Origin of the sequence: Enterobacter sp. CPE_E1241 (assembly GCF_045618265.1) — a bacterium.
Classification (GTDB): domain Bacteria; phylum Pseudomonadota; class Gammaproteobacteria; order Enterobacterales; family Enterobacteriaceae; genus Enterobacter; species Enterobacter adelaidei.
In genome coordinates this window covers 4,254,239-4,274,934 of the sequence record NZ_JBIWYV010000001.1, presented here as the reverse complement: position 1 = coordinate 4,274,934, position 20,696 = coordinate 4,254,239, and the positions used below count along the sequence as shown (strand labels likewise).

The 20,696-nt window shown below is 53.7% G+C and carries 18 protein-coding genes and 1 tRNA gene; 12 read left to right on the top strand and 7 right to left on the bottom strand.

Going from position 1 to position 20,696, the window contains the following annotated elements; all coding sequences use genetic code 11:
* Positions 1-31 precede the first annotated feature (31 nt).
* On the bottom strand, positions 32-1,003 hold the full coding sequence (lsrR, locus tag ACJ9Y9_RS20895; protein ID WP_028017113.1) for a transcriptional regulator LsrR: 972 nt from the start codon (positions 1,001-1,003) through the stop codon (positions 32-34).
* 215 nt (positions 1,004-1,218) lie between these two features.
* On the opposite strand from lsrR, the gene lsrA reads away from it, so the two are divergent.
* From lsrA to lsrG, 6 genes are read left to right on the top strand one after another with little or no spacing between them, the layout of a single operon-like run.
* Positions 1,219-2,706, top strand: a complete 1,488-nt coding sequence (lsrA, locus tag ACJ9Y9_RS20890; protein WP_028017114.1) for an autoinducer 2 ABC transporter ATP-binding protein LsrA — start codon at positions 1,219-1,221, stop codon at positions 2,704-2,706.
* On the top strand, positions 2,703-3,734 hold the full coding sequence (gene lsrC, locus ACJ9Y9_RS20885) for an autoinducer 2 ABC transporter permease LsrC (RefSeq protein ID WP_028017115.1): 1,032 nt from the start codon (positions 2,703-2,705) through the stop codon (positions 3,732-3,734). Before lsrA ends, lsrC begins: the two co-directional genes overlap by 4 nt.
* Complete coding sequence (lsrD, locus tag ACJ9Y9_RS20880; RefSeq protein WP_028017116.1) at positions 3,735-4,712, top strand: autoinducer 2 ABC transporter permease LsrD; 978 nt, start codon at positions 3,735-3,737, stop codon at positions 4,710-4,712.
* Position 4,713: 1 nt separating this feature from the next.
* Positions 4,714-5,715, top strand: a complete 1,002-nt coding sequence (lsrB, locus tag ACJ9Y9_RS20875; RefSeq protein ID WP_028017117.1) for an autoinducer 2 ABC transporter substrate-binding protein LsrB — start codon at positions 4,714-4,716, stop codon at positions 5,713-5,715.
* Between the two features lie 11 nt (positions 5,716-5,726).
* Positions 5,727-6,614, top strand: a complete 888-nt coding sequence (gene lsrF / locus ACJ9Y9_RS20870; protein ID WP_028017118.1) for a 3-hydroxy-5-phosphonooxypentane-2,4-dione thiolase — start codon at positions 5,727-5,729, stop codon at positions 6,612-6,614.
* Entirely contained in the window at positions 6,611-6,904 is a 294-nt protein-coding gene (gene lsrG / locus ACJ9Y9_RS20865) for a (4S)-4-hydroxy-5-phosphonooxypentane-2,3-dione isomerase (RefSeq protein ID WP_028017119.1), read from the top strand. Before lsrF ends, lsrG begins: the two co-directional genes overlap by 4 nt.
* A 36-nt stretch (positions 6,905-6,940) precedes the next feature.
* Here lsrG and ygjG read toward each other — a convergent pair whose 3' ends face one another.
* A complete protein-coding gene (gene ygjG / locus ACJ9Y9_RS20860) occupies positions 6,941-8,320 on the bottom strand; it encodes a putrescine aminotransferase (RefSeq protein WP_032666807.1) in 1,380 nt (459 codons plus the stop codon).
* 435 nt (positions 8,321-8,755) lie between these two features.
* Between ygjG and ACJ9Y9_RS20855 the strand changes: the two genes are divergently transcribed.
* Entirely contained in the window at positions 8,756-10,276 is a 1,521-nt protein-coding gene (locus ACJ9Y9_RS20855) for a PAS domain-containing methyl-accepting chemotaxis protein (protein WP_028017121.1), read from the top strand.
* A gap of 336 nt (positions 10,277-10,612) precedes the next feature.
* A complete protein-coding gene (locus tag ACJ9Y9_RS20850) occupies positions 10,613-12,172 on the top strand; it encodes a methyl-accepting chemotaxis protein (protein WP_028017122.1) in 1,560 nt (519 codons plus the stop codon).
* On the opposite strand, the gene ACJ9Y9_RS20845 is transcribed toward ACJ9Y9_RS20850, so the two are convergent.
* Positions 12,169-12,663, bottom strand: coding sequence for a PadR family transcriptional regulator (locus ACJ9Y9_RS20845; RefSeq protein ID WP_028017123.1), 495 nt, complete (start codon positions 12,661-12,663; stop codon positions 12,169-12,171). The genes ACJ9Y9_RS20850 and ACJ9Y9_RS20845 overlap by 4 nt on opposite strands.
* Before the next feature lie 146 nt (positions 12,664-12,809).
* Here ACJ9Y9_RS20845 and ACJ9Y9_RS20840 point away from each other — a divergent pair, with 146 nt between their 5' ends.
* Positions 12,810-13,574, top strand: a complete 765-nt coding sequence (locus tag ACJ9Y9_RS20840; protein WP_028017124.1) for a siderophore-interacting protein — start codon at positions 12,810-12,812, stop codon at positions 13,572-13,574.
* Here ACJ9Y9_RS20840 and ACJ9Y9_RS20835 read toward each other — a convergent pair whose 3' ends face one another.
* The gene (locus ACJ9Y9_RS20835; RefSeq protein WP_028017125.1) at positions 13,575-14,744 is read right to left on the bottom strand and encodes a DNA repair protein; all 1,170 of its coding nucleotides are present in this window, start codon (positions 14,742-14,744) and stop codon (positions 13,575-13,577) included. It abuts the gene before it with no gap.
* A gap of 367 nt (positions 14,745-15,111) precedes the next feature.
* Here ACJ9Y9_RS20835 and ACJ9Y9_RS20830 point away from each other — a divergent pair, with 367 nt between their 5' ends.
* Positions 15,112-15,795, top strand: coding sequence for an outer membrane protein (locus ACJ9Y9_RS20830; RefSeq protein WP_028017126.1), 684 nt, complete (start codon positions 15,112-15,114; stop codon positions 15,793-15,795).
* 89 nt (positions 15,796-15,884) lie between these two features.
* On the opposite strand, the gene ACJ9Y9_RS20825 is transcribed toward ACJ9Y9_RS20830, so the two are convergent.
* Positions 15,885-16,709 carry a hypothetical protein gene (locus ACJ9Y9_RS20825; protein ID WP_028017127.1) on the bottom strand — a complete coding sequence of 275 codons (825 nt, stop codon included), beginning with the start codon at positions 16,707-16,709 and terminating at the stop codon, positions 15,885-15,887.
* A gap of 525 nt (positions 16,710-17,234) precedes the next feature.
* Between ACJ9Y9_RS20825 and ACJ9Y9_RS20820 the strand changes: the two genes are divergently transcribed.
* The gene (locus ACJ9Y9_RS20820; protein WP_032666808.1) at positions 17,235-17,723 is read left to right on the top strand and encodes a hypothetical protein; all 489 of its coding nucleotides are present in this window, start codon (positions 17,235-17,237) and stop codon (positions 17,721-17,723) included.
* A 296-nt stretch (positions 17,724-18,019) separates the two neighbouring features.
* Here the strand turns inward: ACJ9Y9_RS20820 and ACJ9Y9_RS20815 are convergent.
* Positions 18,020-18,095 (bottom strand) — tRNA-Ile (locus tag ACJ9Y9_RS20815).
* 124 nt (positions 18,096-18,219) lie between these two features.
* On the opposite strand from ACJ9Y9_RS20815, the gene mug reads away from it, so the two are divergent.
* Positions 18,220-18,726: a G/U mismatch-specific DNA glycosylase gene (mug, locus tag ACJ9Y9_RS20810; RefSeq protein ID WP_028021370.1), complete on the top strand. Its 507-nt coding sequence runs from the start codon at positions 18,220-18,222 to the stop codon at positions 18,724-18,726.
* An 87-nt stretch (positions 18,727-18,813) separates the two neighbouring features.
* Here the strand turns inward: mug and rpoD are convergent, their stop codons facing one another.
* A complete protein-coding gene (gene rpoD / locus ACJ9Y9_RS20805) occupies positions 18,814-20,661 on the bottom strand; it encodes an RNA polymerase sigma factor RpoD (RefSeq protein WP_028017129.1) in 1,848 nt (615 codons plus the stop codon).
* Positions 20,662-20,696 lie beyond the last annotated feature (35 nt).

Genomic DNA, 20,696 nt, shown 5'->3' with positions numbered 1-20,696 from the left:
AGCTTGCCTCGTGTCAGGCGCAGGGCTGCTCTTATCCGGCCAGAGCCAGCACCGCGCGGGCTGTCGTCTCTTCCGTCACCAGGCCATTGATACGGCGACCTTTCAGTGCGGCATAAATCGCATCGGCTTTCTCTTCACCTCCGGCCACGCCAACGATGGTGGGCAACTGCGCCAGTTCATCGAGCGTGACGCCCAGTAATTCTTTATGGATCTCCAGCTCCTCGACGCATTCCCCTTCGGCATTCAGGAAGTAACCGAGAATGTCCCCCACCGCGCCTTTGCGGGCATACATCAGCTGTTCGCCTTCGCTGATATAGCCAGAGCGCAAGATCGTCGCGTCACGGCGCTGGTTCACGGAACCAATCCCCACCACTGCGACATCAGCCGCCTTCGCGGCGAGGATCACGTCCCGCACGCTGGTTTCGCGTTTTAAGATCCCGGCAACAGAAGCGGATGAAACGCGAAGCGGGGCAGGGATCATGCTGACGCTACAGGCCGCATCGAGCTGGCCGATGCCGGTCATATACGGCCCGACACCACCGGAGAGCGTCACCAGACGGATCTGCTGCGAGCTAATAAAACCGCTTAAGTGCTGCAGGCTGCTCATGGTGGTTTCACCAAATCCCACCGCTAAAAGCTGTCCGGGTTCCAGCACGCCCATCAGCGACTGCGCGGCACCAATGCCCAGTCGGACGTTCATTGGCGGCGTATTCAGGGCAGGCATCACGCGCACCAGCTTGAGCCCAAAACGCTGCTGCAATTCGGTTTCCAGCGCCAGACAGCCCTCATAACGAGAGTTGATCTGCACGCGTATCACTCCGGACTGGCGGCCCTTTTCCAGCAGGCGCGAGATCTTCAGACGCGGCAATCCGAGCCGTTCGCCAATATCGTTCTGGGTCAATCCATCGTGGTAGTAACACCACGCCACGCGAGCCACCAGCTCCTCTTCCGCCAGCGCCAGCCCGGCAAACCGACCTTCTTCCGCAGTGCGTTTATCGCTCATAATTGAACTCTTATAAAAATTTAGATCATATGTTCGTGATGACGCGGGTGGAAAGTGTGAGCCGCGCGGCAAAACGGATCTTTTAGTTTGTTTCGGGTTTATCTGGATCTTAATCAATAAAACTGTGATCCCTGCACGGTTGTAAATATAGTTCACCGTCTACGCTTTTGAACATTATTAAATCTAAAAATCATTTGTTCAATGGCGGGGCGATGATGACCTTACTTCTCGAAGCGCGTGATATCTGCAAGCAATTCTCCGGCGTGCCGGTCTTAAAAGGCATTGATTTCACGCTGTTTGCGGGTCAGGTGCATGCGCTGATGGGCGGTAATGGCGCGGGGAAATCGACGCTGATGAAGATCATTGCCGGGGTGGAGACGCCGGACAGTGGTGAACTTTCGGTATCCGGACAGCCATTTGCGCGGCTTACCCCAGCGCAGGCACACAAGCTCGGCATTTATCTGGTGCCGCAGGAGCCATTGCTGTTTCCCAACCTGACGGTGCGGGAAAACATCCTTTTTCGCCTGCCGCGTGAACGCGATCTGGATAAACGCCTGGCGGAGAAACTTCGCCAGTTGCAGTGCCAGCTTAATCTGGATGCCACTGCCAGCACCCTGGAGGTGGCGGATCAACAGATGGTGGAGATCCTCCGCGGGCTGATGCGCAACGCGACGATCCTGATCCTCGACGAACCCACGGCTTCCCTCACGCCCGGCGAAACCGAGCGGTTGTTCCGGCAGATCCGCGCCCTGCAGGATCTCGGCGTTGGCATTGTCTTTATCTCGCATAAATTGCCGGAAATCCGCACGCTTTCGAGCCACGTCTCGGTCATGCGCGACGGCGCAGTGGTACTTAGCGGCGAAACCGCGCAGTTTGACGATAGCGCCCTGATTGCGGCTATGACGCCGGTGAGCCGGGAAAAAGGCTTAAGCGATGCACAAAAATTGTGGCTGGCGCTGCCGGGCAATCGCCGCACCCAGCCGCAGGATTTCCCGGTGTTGCGCGTGGAAGATCTCACCGGGGAAGGTTTTATCGATCTGAATCTGGAGATTTACGCAGGCGAGATCGTCGGTCTTGCCGGGTTGGTGGGGTCCGGACGCACTGAGTTAGCCGAAACCCTCTACGGCTTGCGTCCTGTGCGCGGCGGCCGCGTCTGGCTCGAAAATCAGGAGATCACCGACGATCCGGTATTTTCACGGCTCGATAAAGGTCTGGTCTATCTGCCGGAAGATCGGCAGGTTTCCGGCTTATTTCTGGATGCGCCTGTCCGCTGGAACACCGTGGCGCTGAACGAACCCTCCCTCTGGCAGCAGCGCAAGCGGGAATCTGCGGTGGTGGAGCGTTACCACCGGGCGCTGGGGATCAAGCTTAACCATGCGGAGCAAACCGTGCGCACACTCTCCGGTGGCAACCAGCAGAAGGTGCTGCTGGCGCGCTGTCTGGAGGCCAATCCGTTACTGCTGATTGTTGATGAGCCTACGCGCGGCGTGGACGTCTCGGCACGCGCCGATATCTATCAACTGCTCAAAAGCGTGGCGGCACAGAACGTGGCGGTGTTGATGATCTCAAGCGATCTCGATGAGTTTCCCGGGCTTGCTGACCGGGTGCTGGTGATGCACCAGGGCGTACTCAGCGGCGAATTGCCGCGCCACGCCGTCAGCCTCGACAGAATGATGGCGCTGGCGTTTGGAGGGCAATCATGAAGACCTTACTGAAAAACCGCGAGCTGAGCGCCTTTCTGGCGATCCTCGCCCTGTTTGCTGTGCTGGTGGCGCTCAACCCTGCGTATTTCAGCCTGCAGACGCTGGGGATGATCTTCGCCAGTTCGCAAATTCTGATCCTGCTGGCACTCGGTGCCGCGCTGGTGATGCTGACCCGCAATATTGATGTCTCTGTGGGTTCGATCGTCGGGCTGTCTGCCATTGCCGTGGGCGTGGCGCTTAACAGCGGCTACACCTTGTCGGTATCCATGCTTTTTGCGTTATCGGTTGGGGCACTGGCGGGGGCATTCAACGGTTTTCTGGTCGTGGGCCTGCGCATCCCGGCGATTGTCGCCACGCTCGGTACGCTGGGGCTGTATCGCGGGGCGATGCTGCTCTGGACGGGTGGAAAGTGGATTGAAGGGCTGCCGCCGCAGCTGAAATCTCTCTCTGAACCTGTCGCCTTCGGTATATCACCGCTCGGTATGGTGGTGCTGTTTTTCGCGGCGGCAGGGGCGTGGACGCTGTCGCGCACCGCCTTTGGTCGTGATTTTTATGCCGTTGGCGATAACCTGGCAGCCGCGCGCCAGTTGGGTGTGGCGGTGAATCGCACGCGGATGATCGCCTTCACGCTGAACGGCATGCTGGCTGCCTGCGCCGGGATTGTCTTTGCCGCGCAGATCGGTTTTGTGCCGAACCAGACCGGAAGCGGGCTGGAGATGAAAGCTATCGCCGCCTGCGTGCTCGGCGGTATTTCGCTTTTAGGTGGCACGGGCACGCTAATTGGCGCGTTACTTGGCGCCTTCTTCCTGACGCAAATCGACACCGTGCTGGTGTTGTTTAAGCTCCCGGCCTGGTGGAACGACTTTATTGCCGGGCTGGTGCTACTTGGCGTGCTGGTGCTCGATGGACGTCTGCGCCAGGCGCTGGCGCGCCATCAGCGGGCGCTGAAGTACAGCCGTTTCCAGCCGGGAAACAAAGGGGGAAAGCACGTCACACCGTTTCCGAAACGCAAAAAAGAGGTGGCGTAAATGAAGCTTAACTGGGAAAGCACGCTGCTGATTTTACTGGTGCTGGAGATCCTGCTTTTTGGTGCCATCAACCCGCGTATGCTGGATATCAATATGTTACTGTTCAGCACCAGCGATTTCATCTGCATTGGCATTGTGGCACTGCCGCTGACGCTGGTGATTATCAGCGGCGGGATCGATATCTCCCTCGGCTCGACCATTGGCCTGTGCGCCATCGCGCTGGGAGTGATGATGCAGTCGGGGTGGCCGATGGCGGTGGCAATTCCGCTGACCTTACTGCTCGGCCTGCTGTGCGGTTTATTCAACGCCGCGCTTATCCACTACACCGGCATTAGCCCACTGGTGATCACTCTCGGCACGCTCTACCTCTACGGCGGCGGGGCGCTGCTGCTCTCCGGTATGGCGGGGGCGACGGGCTATGAGGGCATCGGTGGCTTCCCGGACAGCTTTACCGCATTCGCTAACCTCACACTTCTCGGCTTGCCGCTCCCGCTGGTGCTGTTCGCGGCGATCACCGTTTTCTTCTGGCTGATTACCCATCGCGGGCGCTTTGGCCGTCATCTGTTTCTGATTGGGCAAAACCCACGCGCAGCGCGCTATGCGGCGCTGTCGGTCAACGGCATGCCGTACGTGCTGTATGGCCTGGTCGGGGTTGCCTCGGCGATTGCCGCGCTGGTGATGGTCTCCTATTTCGGTTCCGCGCGCTCGGATTTAGGGCGCGATTTACTGATGCCTGCTCTGACCGCCGCTGTACTTGGTGGGGCCAATATCTACGGCGGTTCAGGTTCGGTAATCGGTACTGCACTGGCGGCACTGCTGGTGGGGTATCTGCAACAGGGTTTACAGATGGTCGGCATCCCCAACCAGGTGTCGAGCGCGCTGTCAGGGGCGCTGTTGGTTGTGGTGGTGATGGGACGTTCGTTGAGTCTGCACCGTGAATGGGTGCGATCTCTCTTCACAAAACTACCCGGAGCGTAAGATGAAAACAAAACTGATAGTCCTGGCGATGGCCCTTAGCATCGCATCGGCGCAGGCGGCGGACCGCATTGCCTTTATCCCGAAACTGGTGGGCGTGGGTTTCTTCACCAGCGGCGGCAACGGTGCAAAAGAAGCGGGAAAAGATCTGGGTGTGGATGTCACCTACGATGGCCCGACCGAGCCAAGCGTCTCTGGCCAGGTGCAGCTCATCAATAACTTCGTTAACCAGGGCTATAACGCGATTATCGTCTCCGCCGTGTCACCGGATGGCCTTTGTCCGGCGCTGAAGCGCGCGATGCAGCGCGGCGTAAAAGTCCTGACCTGGGACTCCGACACCAAACCGGAGTGCCGCAGCATTTACATCAACCAGGGAACGCCGGAACAGCTTGGTGGCCTGCTGGTGGAGATGGCATCGAAGCAAGTGACGAAACCGAATGCCAAAGTGGCGTTCTTCTACTCCAGCCCTACCGTCACCGACCAGAACCAGTGGGTGAAAGAGGCGAAAGCCAAAATCGAGAAAGATCATCCTCAGTGGCAGATCGTCACCACACAGTTTGGCTATAACGATGCCACCAAATCCCTGCAAACCGCAGAGGGGATCTTAAAAGCGTATCCGGATCTGGATGCGATCATCGCCCCGGATGCCAACGCGTTGCCTGCGGCAGCGCAGGCGGCGGAAAACCTCAAGCGGGAGGGGGTGGCGATCGTTGGTTTTAGTACGCCGAACGTGATGCGTCCGTACGTTGAGCGCGGCACGGTGAAAGCCTTCGGTCTGTGGGATGTCGTGCAGCAAGGCAAAATTGCGGTCAATGTCGCCGATCGTTTGCTGAAAAAAGGCGATCTTAACGTTGGCGACAGCGTGGACGTAAAAAATATCGGGGCGCTGAAGGTCGAGCCGAACAGCGTGCAGGGCTACCAGTATGAAGCGAAGGGCAACGGCATTGTGCTGCTGCCGGAGCGTGTGGTGTTCACCAAAGAGAACATCAATAAATATGATTTCTGACGGGGGAGCAAATGGCTGATTTAGACGACATCAAAGACGGTAAAGATTTTGGCATTGGCACGCCACAGCAGAACGTGCCGTTCACCCTGAAAGGCTGCGGCTCGCTGGACTGGGGCATGCAGTCCAGGCTGGCGCGCATCTTCAACCCGAAAAGCAACCGCACGGTGATGCTGGCCTTTGATCACGGCTATTTCCAGGGGCCGACCACCGGTCTTGAGCGTATCGATCTTTCGATTGCCCCGCTGTTTGGTGAAACCGACGTGCTGATGTGCACCCGCGGTATCTTGCGGAGCACCGTACCTGCCGCGACGAACAAACCGGTGGTGCTGCGCGCCTCCGGCGGTAACTCGATTCTGGGTGAGCTCTCCAACGAGTGCGTGGCGGTAGCGATGGAAGACGCGCTGCGCCTGAACGTCTGCGCGGTGGCGGCGCAGGTATACATCGGCAGCGAGTTCGAGCATCAGTCGATCAACAACATCATCAAGCTTGTCGATGCGGGCGCGCGCTACGGCATGCCGACGCTGGCAGTGACGGGCGTGGGCAAGGAGATGGCGCGCGACGCACGCTATTTCTCGCTGGCCAGCCGCATTGCCGCAGAAATGGGGGCGCAGTTCGTCAAAACCTATTATGTGGACGAAGGCTTTGAAAAAGTGACCGCCAGCTGCCCGGTGCCGATCGTCATCGCCGGGGGCAAAAAACTGCCGGAGCACGAGGCGCTGGAGATGTGCTGGCGGGCTATCGACCAGGGCGCATCCGGTGTGGATATGGGACGCAATATCTTCCAGTCCAGCGCGCCGCTGGCGATGCTGAAAGCGGTGAAGAAAGTGGTTCACGAGAATATGAGCGCGCGGGATGCGTTCCAGTTCTGGCAGGAAGAGAAACAGGGAGAAGCAAAATGAACGTGACGTTAGTGGAGATCAACATCAAGCCTGAACGGGTGGACGAGTTTCTGGAAGTATTTCGCGCCAACCACGAAGGGGCGATCCAGGAGCCGGGGAACCTGCGTTTTGACGTATTACAGGATCCAAGGGTGAAAACCCGGTTCTTTATCTACGAAGCCTATAAAGACGAAGCGGCGGTGCTGGCGCACAAGAAAACGCCGCATTATCTGGCGTGCGTGGATAAGCTCGAGGAGTTGATGTCAGAGCCGCGCAAAAAACGCAGTTTTGTGGGGTTGTTACCGGAGTAAAAACTTTCCCCCTCCAGCGGGGAGGGGGAATTCAGATCACGCTTCTTCCACGCTCACGCGCAGCGCTGCCAGCGCTTTACGCGCCGCTTTCAGCACCTGCTCACACTGCTCAATGGTCAGCGTCAACGGTGGTTCAACACGAATGGTTTTCGAGTTGTTGAGCGTCCCGGCCACCAGTACCCGCTGGCGGAACATCTCGCTTGCGAAGCTATAACCGATTTCGTTATCAACAAACTCAATTGCCATCAGCATCCCTTTGCCGCGTGCGTCCTGAACCAGATCCGGGTATTCCCGTCCTAACTGGCGGAAGCCGTCCAGCAGCAGGTCACCTTTCTGCTCCGCCTGAGCAGGCAGGTTTTGATCCAGCAGCACGTTGATGGTCGCCAGCGCCGCTGCACAGGCCAGCGGATTACCGCCAAAGGTTGTGGTGTGCAGGAAGGGGTTATCGAACAGCACAGAGAATACTTCCTCGGTAGCAACCGTCGCGCCAATCGGCATCACGCCGCCGCCGAGCGCTTTCGCAAGACACAGAATATCCGGCTGAACGTTCTCGTGCTCGCAGGCAAACATCTTGCCGGTACGCCCCATCCCGGTCTGGACTTCATCGAGGATCAGTAGTGCGCCAAACTCATCGCACAGCTGACGCACGGCAGGCAGATAACCCTGCGGAGGGAGGATCACACCGCCTTCACCCTGAATCGGCTCCAGGATCACCGCCGCCACGTCATCACCGGTTTTACGGCATTCGCTCAGCACGGTGCGCATAGCGTTAATGTCACCAAACGGCACGTGGCGGAAGCCCGGCAGCAGCGGCATAAACGGTTTACGGAAGGTGGATTTAGCGGTAGCAGACAGTGCACCCAAAGATTTACCGTGGAACGCGCCGCTGGTGGCGATAAAGGTGAATTTCCCGCGCGGCGACTGGTACGCTTTGGCGAGTTTAATCGCCGCTTCGACCGATTCCGTGCCGCTGTTGCTAAAGAAGCTGTACTTCAGTTTGCCGGGCGTTAAGGCCGCCAGCGTTTTCGCGAGCATGGCGCGAAGCGGGTCGAGCAGTTCCTGGCTATGGAGAGGTTGTTTCGCAAGTTGATTCTGTACGGCGGAAACCACAACTGGATTACGGTGCCCCACGTTGAAGATACCAAAACCACCAAGGCAATCGATAAACTCCTGTCCCTGGGTGTCGACAAGCGTGTTCAGACTCCCCGCTTGCCACTCTACGGCTCCGTAATCCCCGCCGGCGGTAACAGATTTGCGATACTCCAGAAAACCTGGATTGACGTGCTCTTTAAAGTAATCGATGACCTCTCGGTTAAGTTGTTTCATCTCCTCATGATCAAGCGTTCGCTTCTCAATGAGATTCAATGCGTGCGCGGTACAGGCAAGAGCCGAGGCGCTGGAAGGTAACCTGTTCAAAATGTGCTCCCGGGGATCGCGTATCACATGATACTGCGTTAAGTATTGCAGGGATTACGCCACTTCAGCTGACTTAACGAAAATCGGGATAAACGCCAGGTTAAAATTATGTTGCACAATATTTAATCATGCCGATACAACCGAAACGGGATTTCGCTATCCAGGGCAGCGAGCTTAAAAAGACGCGGGAAAAGGCAATCGCACCAAAGTGGGGCATTTGCTGCTACTTAAGTGGGCGTTAACACATCATGCTTTGCAGGTAATTTCTTTGCGAAAGTATTTGAAATCAATGAATTATAAAATCTCACAAAAAGTGCGGTTTAAGTGAAATCTGCGATCTCTATCAAGTTTAACAACTAAAGATAAATTGTTTACCGCCGAAAAAACATAAATCCACAAAATTAACATTCAAATAACCTGCAAGGGATGCTCACGATGTCTTCTCCAATCTATGTCAGCCAGAATGAATATCCTCTGGATGATGACACCACCTTAATGTCTACCACAGACATCCATAGCTACATTACACACGCTAACGACACGTTTGTGCAGGTGAGCGGTTATGAGCTCGACGCGCTGACGGGCCAGCCGCACAATATGGTGCGCCACCCGGATATGCCAAAGGCGGCATTTGCCGATATGTGGTACACCCTGCAACAGGGCGAGCCGTGGAGCGGGATTGTCAAAAACCGACGTAAAAACGGCGACCACTACTGGGTTCGTGCTAACGCAGTGCCGATGGTGCGTCACGGGCAGGTGACGGGCTATATGTCCATCCGCACCAGAGCCACGGAACAAGAGATTGCCACCGTGGAGCCTCTCTACCGGGCGCTGAATGACGGAAGCTGTAAGAAACGTATTCATAAAGGGCTGGTGGTACGTAAAGGCTGGTTGGGGAAACTCCCGGCAATGCCGCTGCGCTGGCGCGTTCGCAGCGTGATGGTTGCGCTTTTTGCTGTGCTCGCGGCCACGCTGGTCACGACTTCCGCAGGCTGGGTACCGCTCGCGGCGGCTGCGGCGGTGATGCTGCTGGGAACACTGATGTTTGAGCAGCAGATTGTCCGTCCGGTAGAGAATGTGGCACGTCAGGCGTTGAAAGTGGCGACCGGTGAGCGCAACAGCGTACAGCACCTGAACCGCAGCGACGAACTGGGGCTGACCTTGCGTGCGGTAGGACAACTGGGGCTGATGTGCCGCTGGTTAATCAATGATGTATCAAGCCAGGTGGTGAGCGTGCGCGATGGTAGCGACAAGCTTGCGCAGGGTAATGAAGATTTGAACGATCGTACGCGCCAGACCGTAGCGAATGTGCAGCAGACCGTCGCGACAATGAACCAGATGGCGGCTTCTGTTCAGAGTAACTCTGAAACCGCCGCAGAAGTAGACAAACTCTCCGTGGCCGCAAGCAGTGCGGCAACGAAGGGGGGGAATGCGATGCAGACCGTGGTGAAAACCATGGATGATATCGCCGACAGCACGCAGCGCATTGGTTCGATTACCTCCTTGATTAATGACATCGCTTTCCAGACCAATATTCTGGCGCTCAACGCGGCGGTAGAAGCAGCAAGGGCGGGTGAACAGGGCAAAGGTTTTGCTGTGGTCGCGGGCGAAGTTCGCCATCTCGCCAGCCGCAGCGCCAGTGCGGCTAATGATATTCGTAAGCTTATTGATGCCAGCGCCAGCAAGGTGCAGTCCGGCTCTGAACAGGTTCACGCCGCAGGCCGTACAATGGATGACATCGTTGAGCAGGTGAAAAACGTGACCCAGCTTATTGCCCAGATTAGCCACGCGACCTCCGAGCAGGCAACTGGATTGTCTGAGTTAACCCGTGCCGTGGCAGAGCTGGACAGCATCACGCAGAAAAACGCCGACCTGGTCGAGGAAAGCGCGCACATTTCCGCCATGGTGAAACACCGCGCCGGACGTCTTAAGGATGCGGTGACGGTTCTCCATTGAGTGAGTCATGTTCCAGTAAAGCCGTTTATTCCTTACGGAATAAACGGCTTTATTATTTGAGGTTGTAATTATTGATGTGTTTTATTGTTAATTTAATATTAAATAACTAAAAAAATCATCTCAGTTATTTATTCCTGCCTAAGCCAATTTTCCACGATGCTATTTTGAAAAAGCCTCATCCGATGGTTGAGTAACGATCGATGGGGCATTATTAATAGCCTCTACCTATCTATTGTGATGGTTGTGAAATAAAAAAACGATCAAAGTCATAAAGTTAGCGAATTCGTTACCGATAACAGCGATCGTCTGAGAAATAATCACATCGATGGAGAAAATATGTTCTTAAATGACGTAAAGATCGGCACGAAATTATTTCTGGCATTTGGGCTATTAATTGTCCTGATGGTGGTGAGTGCGAGTTTGTCCTTGCTGAGTCTGAACCGGGCCAATAACGGGATGCAATCTATCATTACCAGTGACTATCCTACGACGGTAAAAGCGAACCAGTTAATCGACAACTTCCAGGAATTTATTGGCACTCAGCAGCTCATGTTGCTGGATGAACAGGGGACCTATACGGCGCAATCGCAACAGCATCTGAAGGAGATCAGTGGGAAAATCACCGTGATCCTGGGGGAACTGAACAACGCGCTGCATGATGCAAAATCACAGCAGGCACTGGCGGATATCCGCGGTGTGCGTCAGCAGTATCTGGACTCGCGTTACCGTATTTTACAGGCAGTGCAGAATAACGATCGCGCGGGTGCTATCAGGGAGATGATGACCACGACCCTTAACCTGCAGCAGGAGTACAAAGCGAAGGTGCAGGCGCTGATTGCCATTCAGAACAACGAAATGCAGTACGCAGGTGCGCAGGTTGAGGGGGATTTCAGAACCAACCGCCTGCTGCTGATCCTGATTACCCTTTTCAGCGTGGCGGCAGGCAGCCTGATTGGCTGGTTTATTGTACGCTCGATTACCCGTCCTCTGGGCCAGGCCGTGACTTTTGCTGAAGCCATCGCCGAGGGTGACCTGACCTGCAGTATCACGCCGCACGGCAAAGACGAAACGGGTCAACTGCTGCATGCGCTGATGGAGATGAAAACACGCCTGATGGACATTGTGCAGCAGGTGCAAACCGGCTCAGAGAATATCTCCAGCGCTGCTGCGCAGATTGTCGCCGGTAACCAGGATCTGGCCGCGCGCACGGAAGAGCAGGCAAGCTCTGTTGAACAGACCGCCGCTTCCATGGAGCAGATCACCGCTACGGTGAAAAACACCGCGTCGCATACCGGTGAGGCGACCACCCTCTCAGCAGATGCCGCCACGGTGGTTAAAAACAACGGTGAGATGATGAAGCAGGTGACCAGCAAAATGCGCCTGATTAACGAGACCTCAAATCGGATGTCCGACATTATCGACCTGATCGACGCCATTGCTTTCCAGACCAACATCCTGGCGTTGAACGCGGCAGTGGAAGCGGCACGTGCGGGTGAGCATGGCCGTGGCTTTGCGGTTGTGGCGGGCGAGGTGCGTCAGCTTGCTCAGAAAAGCGCATCGTCTGCCAGTGAAATTCGCGAGCTGATTGAGAGCTCCACCAGCCAGACCCAGGACGGGATGAATCTGGTTGAAAAAGCGAGTGGGCTGATCAACGGGATGGTCGGCAACGTGGAAGAGATGGACGTTATTCTGCGTGAGATCCGCCAGGCCAGCCATGAGCAGACGGAGGGGATCTCGCAGATTAATAGTGCGATTGGCCTGATTGATGCCACCACCCAGCAAAACTCTGCGCTGGTGGAGGAGTCTGTCGCGGCGGCGGCATCCCTTAACGAACAGGCGATGCACCTGAAAGAGCTGGTACGCATCTTCCGCGTGAGCGAGCGCGCACCGGCTTAATCCAGCTGGGAGATCTCCAGCGCTGCGCGGTCGATTACGCCGATGATCTGCTTAAGCTGCGCATCGCAGAGCTCTCCCTGATTGACCTTCAGATCTAATACCGCTTTGAAGTTATCCAGCGCCCGCTTCATCTGCGGGTTTTTTCGCAACTGGAAACCGACGGAACGCGCTTTGATACGCGCCTGTATGTGCGTCAGCTGTTCCTGATTTTCATCCAGCCACTGCTGACCCGCCACGGTAATCGTAATGCTCTTACGGCCGTTTTCTTCTTCCTTAATGAGGATAAAGGCCTGATCCTGTAGATAATCCAGAGTCGGGTAGATTACGCCCGGGCTTGGGGTGTAATTACCCTGAGTCATGTTTTCGATCTCTTTGATCAGCTCGTAGCCGTGGCTCGCATTACGCGTCAGGATATCCAGAATCACCAGACGCAGATCGCCGTGGCCAAAAAAGCGCGGTCGACGTCCGCCGCCATCGTGTTCGTGTCGCATACTGTGTCCTTCGTTTTGATATATCTAAACTATATCTAAGATATATTCAGATGCAATCTAAAAGATCTTGCATTCTTGTTGATTAGCAATCATTATCATTTAAAATTGATTTAGATATATCGTATTCACCTGAGAAGGGTCTAAAAATGACATCTACCCGTTACCCACAGCGTGTTCGTAATGACCTGCGTTTTCGCGAGCTGACGGTGCTCCGCGCTGAGCGCGTTAGCGCGGGTTTCCAGCGCATTGTTTTAGGTGGCGAGGCGCTGGAGGGCTTTAGCTCCCGTGGCTTTGATGACCACACTAAAGTCTTTTTCCCGGCTCCAGGGACGACGTTTGTGCCTCCGGTAGTCACCGATGACGGCATCGACTGGGGTGACGGCGTACGTCCTCAGGCGCGCGACTATACGCCGCTGTACGACGCGGTAAAACATGAGCTGGTGCTCGATTTCTTCGTTCATGACGGCGGCATTGCCAGCCACTGGGCGGTCGAGGCGAAGGCGGGTGATAAGCTGACGATCGGCGGTCCACGCGGTTCGCTGGTGGTACCGGAAGATTATGCCTGGCAGCTGTATGTCTGCGATGAGTCCGGCATGCCCGCACTGCGCCGCCGTTTAGAAGGCATCGCAAAACTGCCTGTTCGCCCGGACGTTCATGCAGTGGTGACGGTTGGGGATGAATCTTATAAGGATTATCTGGCACACCTGAGCATGTTCGACATCACCTGGATTGTTGGCCATAGCGAGCAGGCTGTGGCGGACCATCTGGCGACGCTAACCGTTCCGGCGGAAGATTACTTTATCTGGCTGACCGGGGAAGGGAAGGTAGTGAAAAGCCTGAGCCGCCAGTTTGAATCCGAAACGATTGATCCGCAGCTGGTGCGTGCCAGCGCTTACTGGCACGCTAAATAATCAGGCTGCAGAATCCAGTTGCGCTTCGCTCACCTGATGTTCGAGCGAGGCGCGAACTTCGTGCAGCGCTTTCTCCTGCTGAGCGAAGTAGGCTTCCATATTGCTCAGCGACGACACCAGAAGCCAGGACTCCTCTTTCTCCAGCTCCGCCAGCTCGTTCACTAAAATGTCGATTTGCTCGCGGACCTGCGCCATTTTTTTGCGGATACGTTCCAGATCGTTCAGCCTGTCGCTGGCCATCAGCGGCTCGAAGCCTTGCTGCAGGCGCGCCACCAGAGAGCGTATGGCTTTGACGTCGCCACGCTGTTTGGCCTGGTTGAGCTGCACCATCATCGCGTTGGCTTCTTCTTTCAGGTCGTCGGCCACCAGATCCGGGTGGCAAAGCTTGCTCGCCTGGCGCCAGAGGCGCTTCAGTTCGTTCTGATCTTCTTCCGAGAGATCCTTGCCTTTACGCAGACGCACTTCGGCATCGTGGTGCTGCTCGCGGTATTTCTCGTACTCTTCGTTGGCTTCGTCGCGCGCCTGACGCGCGGGCTCTTCTTCGCGCGTTAAGCCGCTTTCAAGCTCCAGCGCTTCGGCCAGCAGGTTGGCAATCAGGTTACTTTGCTGCTGCAAATGTTTGCGTGCTTCAGCGGCTTGCACGGAATCGGCAGGCAGATCGCGCCAGCGCTGGGTGAGCGTTGCCAGCACTTCTACAGCCTGAGCCATATACTGCTGACAGCGACGGTAATCTTCCTGGCGACGACGCGCTTCCGCCTGCTGACGACGCAGGTTTATCTCCGCCAGCGTTTTGCGCAGGGCGAGGATCTGCTGCATCAGCGGGCCGAGGCGGGAGAAGTAGAGATCGTTGAACTCATCCAACTGCTGCACCCGCGCATTGCGGCGATCTATCAGATCGCGCAGACGCTCTTCCAGCGCCTTCAGCTCCAGCTTGCTGGCGGCCACCTGTGGATCGCGCCACTGGGTGATTGCGCGTTGGCTCTGTAGCCAGGCGGTAATGGCCGCCATGGCCGCGGTGTAGTTCTTCTGCTCAAGCGCCACGACGATTGCCTGTAGCTCATCGTCAAACGCTTCATTTTTCAGGCGTGTCAGCTGGCTCTGGATGATGTCGTCATCTTCCAGTTCAATGGCATTTTTAATGATTTCTAGCCGTTTGATCGGTGTGCTCATGATGCCTTTCGCTTTGGCGCTTAAGTATTTGAGTTAAGGTTAGTTGTTGTAAAAGCTACAGGAAATAATACACACGGATGATGATCGGCGCGATGGGGGATTTCTTTAGTTTTGCAGTTTGTGAAGGTGGAGGGGAAGTGAGACGCTTCACGCAGTCCGTTGAAAATCTCATATATTAATTCATTGAAACTACTAATTATTGTTAGAAAAATAAGACCAGTCCCTACGTAATATTACCAGGTAAAACCCATAATCACCCGAATAGTTTGCCCGTGACGGGCCATTTACTATCCCTCTCACTGACTATTTTTCCTGGCATCGGCGGACGACTGTTCGACGTGCGGAATATTTTTTCAACGGAGTAGAGATGAGTATGAAAGCTATTTTAGCCGCCCTGCCGATCGCGATGATCCCGGCTACGGTTCTGGCAGCAAATACCGAAGAAGGGTATTACGGTTCCGCAAAATACCTGCAGATTGAACAGCGAGCCAAAGAGATGGATACCAGTTCCCGTCCGGGTGTCGGGCAGTTTGTGGGTGGTAAACAAAAAGAGCACTTAGGCGGTGCGGCGATTGCTGCGGGATACCGGTTTGGTAATGGCTGGCGCACTGAAGGTGAATACACCTTTAAGCAGAAAACCGAATACACCAACGGCTCCAGCGCCTTCCCTAACGGTTTTGATCATCTTCAGACTGAAACAGAACGTCTGATGCTGAACGTCTATCGTGATTATGAGTTGGGCTACGGCGTCTCTGTTTACGGTACCGCAGGGCTTGGTGTGAGCAGGATTAAAGCCGACGGCTGGCAGGGTAATCCTGGCCGTGAATACGGTTCGACGACGCAAAACAACCTGACTTACGCATTAGGCGCAGGCGTAAGTTACACGCCGGTTGATCGTCTCTATGTCGATTTGGGTTATCGCTATATCGATATGGGTAAGATCGAAAGTGGATATAACAACTATGCGAACATGCGTGGCTTAAAAGATGAGCAGATGAAAGCGCACATCGTCTCTAATGAATTTACCCTTGGCATGCGTTATGTCTTTTAACCTGTTGTAAATGTCACTGCTTTAAAACAGGGCCAACGCCGTGGGAATACGGGGTTGGCTTTTTTGTGTTTTTTTTAAACTCAGATTGGCTACATTGATATTCGTTCTTCTTTATTATTTTTAATTTCATTTTTATTTTCCAAAGAACGCTTGTAGTTTACAACCTGTAAATTAGCACGAATAAATTGCCACAGTGAAAACAACCATACTACACCGATAGTCAGGTATATATATGCCAAAGCAAGTAAATATTTTTTAGATGTGTTTATTGTGGCTATTTCTTGTTCAAGCCACCGTTGATAAGATTGGCTGTTATTCAACAGCTTATTGCATGCCAGAGCAAAAACTGAGTCATTAGGTATTAGCTTACGGGAGTTTATACAATCTTCTTTGCTATGGATTGTTGCATTGTTAATAGTACCAGATTGCGATGTAATTATTAATGTATCTTTGGATAAATAATAAGTAAATGTTCCAAAATCAATTTTAGCAAAACCATACGCTATAGAGTTTTGCGTATACCAAAAAAAAGAACCTGTCAAAATTAACATCGTGCCGAGAATAATTGATGTTATTTTTTTCCTGGTAGGCATTTTTTTGGTGATATCGCCCCAGGAGCTAGTAAGGAGGAAAGATGATGGTTTTAATTTTCCTTCATTCAGTCCAAGCTGGATTAAACGGATGTCATTAATGTTTGAGATGTTGATGCCATTTATGATTTTAAATAATTGAATATCAAACCATTTATTATCCATGTGTTTCATTTTTGAGTCTGTATACCCTACACCAAAATAGCGTAATGCAAATCGTAATAAATTCGACAAACCATGCGCCCTATTCAGGGCTACAGCAAAGAGAGTTGCGTAGACAACGTAACGTGTAAAATCCTTATTGCCCAATAAATTACCGATCATGTTTAGCCTCAATGTTGTGTGATACGTTATAAAACGGCATTAAGTCGAAAATCTTTAACGTGTGGAGTAATTGGTTGCTTATAAATGCTCTCGCATCTCTCAGCAACTCGCTCATGCGCTGCGCAACATGATTCGCACCCGCCTAAGGTTTTGGAGCCTAAGCATTTTTCATTTTTTTCTTCAAAACATATCGCCAGACCGTGTCAGTGCTGGCGGCGTTTAAGCAAACCATATACAAAAATGCGCGATGCCAATCGTGGTGCGGGCTGGCGTGATATTGTGTTGGAGTCTGAAACTGAAAAAAATTCTTGGATACGTTGCTAATGACTGGTTATTCTTTGTTCGAGTTCAGAGCAATAGGGATGAGATATGGACGCTAAACCGGTTGCATTAGGGATTCTCGATGGGATCTCCTCTATACCAAATACAGCTTACATGGGGGTTGTAAGAAGCTGGGAGGGAAGCGGACTTGCCGGGGAAAGCGCCAAACAAAGAAACCAGGTTGAGACGTAGCGTTTTTTCTATATGCTCAAGAGCTTGGGTAATGCTGAGTCACCTTTGCGAAGGCTGATTACTATCGTTTTCACCTCGTTCTATCAGAAACTCAATGATGAAGGTAAAGAGGCCGTAAACAATAAATTGGGTTACGGAGCCGGAAGCATTGGTGGGCGAACAGGTGGGCAAATTGTACTGGCTCAGACAACCGCAAGTCTGATGTTGAATCGCTTGGCGATTGATCAGGCGTACAAACATTTTATCCGGTTCAGTGCTTCAGCCGCGTTAAACGTCGTGATGTTTCAGGGGATTATTGAAGAATCAGCCAGAGCGTCAAGACGGATGAAAGCCAAATATCCCTCTACATACGCCAGGGTGTCAAAAGAGAATCTGGATATGGTCTACTTTCTCGTTGAACAGCAGTTAGAGCCTTACCTCGTGTTCATTGAAGGACATCCTATGGATTGCAAAGGAATACAGAATGAAATTTGTAAAATCGTTAATGTCCCACGCAATTGAGGGAACCATCACCTCTCTGGCTGTGATTTTTGCTATGGGGTCATTCTTCTGGTTTGAAAGTACATGGATGAAATTCGCCGGGTGTTTTGGGGCATTGATAGTTGGCTATGTGCTTTCATACGGGGCGGCAAAAATCAGAGGCGGGTAATAAAAAAATCATACAATGCTATGCAGGATGCAGCCTGGCGAATGCTTGAGAAAAAAATCCAGGGGACAAAAAGGGGACACTCGCAATTCCCACAACAAAAAAGCCACTCACTAGAGTGGCTTAATTATATGATTTTAAAGCTTAAATTTGGTGGCCCCTGCTGGACTTGAACCAGCGACCAAGCGATTATGAGTCGCCTGCTCTAACCACTGAGCTAAGGGGCCGTGGCGGTGAATTATAAAGTAACTCCCCTCAGCAATCCAGCCATTCAAACCTGCCTGCTGTTTTTATAAACAATGCATAATCAATCCTTTATACTTCCATAATGATGTATCAGTGGGAGTAAAGATGATCAACGACATTCTGGCCCCTGGCCTGCGGGTGGTGTTCTGCGGAATTAACCCGGGTAAGTCCTCGGCGCACACCGGTTTTCACTTCGCCCATCCGGGGAATCGTTTCTGGAAGGTTATCCATCAGGCGGGGTTTACTGACCGTTTGCTCAAGCCCGAAGAAGAGCAACACCTTCTGGATACGCGCTGCGGTATCACCATGCTGGTCGAGCGTCCTACGGTGCAGGCAACGGAGGTCAACCTGCATGAACTGCGTAGCGGCGGGCGGGAGCTGATCAAGAAAATAGACGATTATCAGCCGGCAGCTCTGGCAATCCTCGGTAAGCAGGCCTACGAGCAGGCGTTCAGCCAGCGTGGAACGAAGTGGGGCAAGCAGAGCATCATGATTGGCGTTACGCAGGTGTGGGTGTTGCCGAACCCGAGCGGGCTCAACAGAGCAACACTGGATAAGCTGGTAGAGGCGTATCGGGAGCTGGATGAGGCGTTGATGGTGCGGGGGCTTTAGGGGCCTCTCCGGCCTGATGCCCTCGCCCTGAGAGGGAATAAACAAAAAAAAGCTCCCCGAAGGGAGCTTTTTCTCTGTCAGGACTGGTTAGTCGTCCAGGAAGCTACGCAGCACTTCAGAGCGGCTTGGATGGCGCAGTTTACGCAGCGCCTTCGCTTCGATCTGACGGATACGTTCGCGGGTAACGTCAAACTGTTTACCCACTTCTTCCAGCGTGTGGTCGGTGTTCATGTCGATACCGAAACGCATACGCAGAACTTTTGCTTCACGGGCGGTCAGGCCAGCCAGAACGTCGTGCGTCGCGGCACGCAGGCTCTCGGTGGTGGCAGAGTCCAGCGGCAGCTCGAGGGTGGTATCCTCGATGAAATCACCCAGATGCGAATCTTCATCGTCACCGATTGGTGTTTCCATGGAGATTGGCTCTTTGGCGATCTTCAGCACTTTACGGATTTTGTCTTCTGGCATCAGCATGCGCTCAGCCAGCTCTTCCGGCGTCGGTTCGCGACCCATTTCCTGCAGCATCTGGCGAGAAATACGGTTGAGCTTGTTGATGGTCTCAATCATATGCACCGGAATACGGATGGTGCGCGCCTGATCCGCGATAGAGCGGGTGATCGCCTGACGGATCCACCAGGTTGCATAGGTGGAGAACTTGTAGCCACGACGGTATTCAAACTTATCTACCGCTTTCATCAGACCGATGTTGCCTTCCTGAATCAGATCCAGGAACTGCAGACCACGGTTGGTGTATTTCTTAGCGATAGAGATAACCAGACGCAAGTTCGCTTCAACCATCTCTTTCTTCGCACGGCGGGCTTTCGCTTCACCGATGGACATACGACGGTTGATGTCTTTAACCTGTTCGATGGTCAGGCCGGTCTCTTCTTCAATCTGTTGCAGCTTCTGCAGGCCACGATGCACATCGTCCTTCACGTCGTGCAGTTTTTCAGACCACGGCTTGTTCATCGCGATAGCTGCGTTGAACCAGGTTTCGCTGGTTTCGTTGCCGGTGAAGAGGGTGATGAAGTTCTTCTTCGGCATTTTGCACTGCTCAACGCACAGCTTCATGATGATGCGTTCCTGGGTACGTACGCGATCCATCATCACGCGCATGCTGTTCACCAGGTAGTCGAACTGTTTTGGCACCAGGCGGAACTGTTTGAACACTTCAGACAGTTTCAGGATCTCTTCCTGAGCGGCGGCATGGCTGCGGCCTTTCGCTTTGATGGTGTCACGCGTCACTTCGTACTGGGTACGCAGTTCGGCAAACTTCTCACGCGCCAGTTCAGGGTCGATGCTGTTGTCATCATCGCTGCTGTCGTCGTCGCCGTCTTCCTCATCTTCGTCTTCGTCATCATCCATCTCTTCCTGAGACAGTTCAGAACCGACGTGAGTGGCGGTGGGTGCCATATCTTCTTCGGCGTTCGGGTCGACAAAACCGGTGATCAGGTCCGACAGGCGCGCTTCTTCCGCTTCAACGCGATCGTACTGCTCCAGCAGATAGGTGATCGCTTCCGGGTATTCGGCAACAGAGCACTGAACCTGGTTGATCCCGTCTTCGATGCGTTTTGCGATGTCAATTTCGCCTTCGCGGGTCAACAGTTCAACGGTACCCATTTCGCGCATGTACATGCGGACCGGGTCAGTGGTACGCCCGATTTCAGATTCCACGCTGGACAGTACCTGTGCAGCAGCTTCTTCCGCATCTTCATCAGTGTTGTTGGAGGTTTCAGCCAGCAACAGATCATCGGCATCCGGTGCTTCTTCCATCACCTGAATGCCCATGTCATTGATCATTTGGATGATGTCTTCGATTTGATCTGAATCGACGATATCTTCCGGCAGATGGTCATTGACCTCGGCATAGGTCAGATAGCCTTGCTCCTTACCGCGTTGGACAAGAAGTTTCAGCTGTGACTGCGGGTTTTGCTCCATAAGACGGTATCCACACTTAATTCGTTTGATTGGTG

Coding starts and splice junctions, on each gene's coding strand:
- lsrB (WP_028017117.1), top strand. CDS start 4,714: ATGAAAACAAAACTGATAGTCCTGGCGATGGCCCTTAGCATCGCATCG.
- rpoD (WP_028017129.1), bottom strand. CDS start 20,661: ATGGAGCAAAACCCGCAGTCACAGCTGAAACTTCTTGTCCAACGCGGT.
- lsrA (WP_028017114.1), top strand. CDS start 1,219: ATGACCTTACTTCTCGAAGCGCGTGATATCTGCAAGCAATTCTCCGGC.
- ACJ9Y9_RS20845 (WP_028017123.1), bottom strand. CDS start 12,663: ATGCGACACGAACACGATGGCGGCGGACGTCGACCGCGCTTTTTTGGC.
- ACJ9Y9_RS20855 (WP_028017121.1), top strand. CDS start 8,756: ATGTCTTCTCCAATCTATGTCAGCCAGAATGAATATCCTCTGGATGAT.
- ACJ9Y9_RS20830 (WP_028017126.1), top strand. CDS start 15,112: ATGAGTATGAAAGCTATTTTAGCCGCCCTGCCGATCGCGATGATCCCG.
- ACJ9Y9_RS20835 (WP_028017125.1), bottom strand. CDS start 14,744: ATGAGCACACCGATCAAACGGCTAGAAATCATTAAAAATGCCATTGAA.
- ACJ9Y9_RS20850 (WP_028017122.1), top strand. CDS start 10,613: ATGTTCTTAAATGACGTAAAGATCGGCACGAAATTATTTCTGGCATTT.
- lsrC (WP_028017115.1), top strand. CDS start 2,703: ATGAAGACCTTACTGAAAAACCGCGAGCTGAGCGCCTTTCTGGCGATC.
- mug (WP_028021370.1), top strand. CDS start 18,220: ATGATCAACGACATTCTGGCCCCTGGCCTGCGGGTGGTGTTCTGCGGA.
- lsrR (WP_028017113.1), bottom strand. CDS start 1,003: ATGAGCGATAAACGCACTGCGGAAGAAGGTCGGTTTGCCGGGCTGGCG.
- lsrD (WP_028017116.1), top strand. CDS start 3,735: ATGAAGCTTAACTGGGAAAGCACGCTGCTGATTTTACTGGTGCTGGAG.
- ACJ9Y9_RS20840 (WP_028017124.1), top strand. CDS start 12,810: ATGACATCTACCCGTTACCCACAGCGTGTTCGTAATGACCTGCGTTTT.
- ACJ9Y9_RS20820 (WP_032666808.1), top strand. CDS start 17,235: ATGCTCAAGAGCTTGGGTAATGCTGAGTCACCTTTGCGAAGGCTGATT.
- ACJ9Y9_RS20825 (WP_028017127.1), bottom strand. CDS start 16,709: ATGATCGGTAATTTATTGGGCAATAAGGATTTTACACGTTACGTTGTC.
- lsrF (WP_028017118.1), top strand. CDS start 5,727: ATGGCTGATTTAGACGACATCAAAGACGGTAAAGATTTTGGCATTGGC.
- lsrG (WP_028017119.1), top strand. CDS start 6,611: ATGAACGTGACGTTAGTGGAGATCAACATCAAGCCTGAACGGGTGGAC.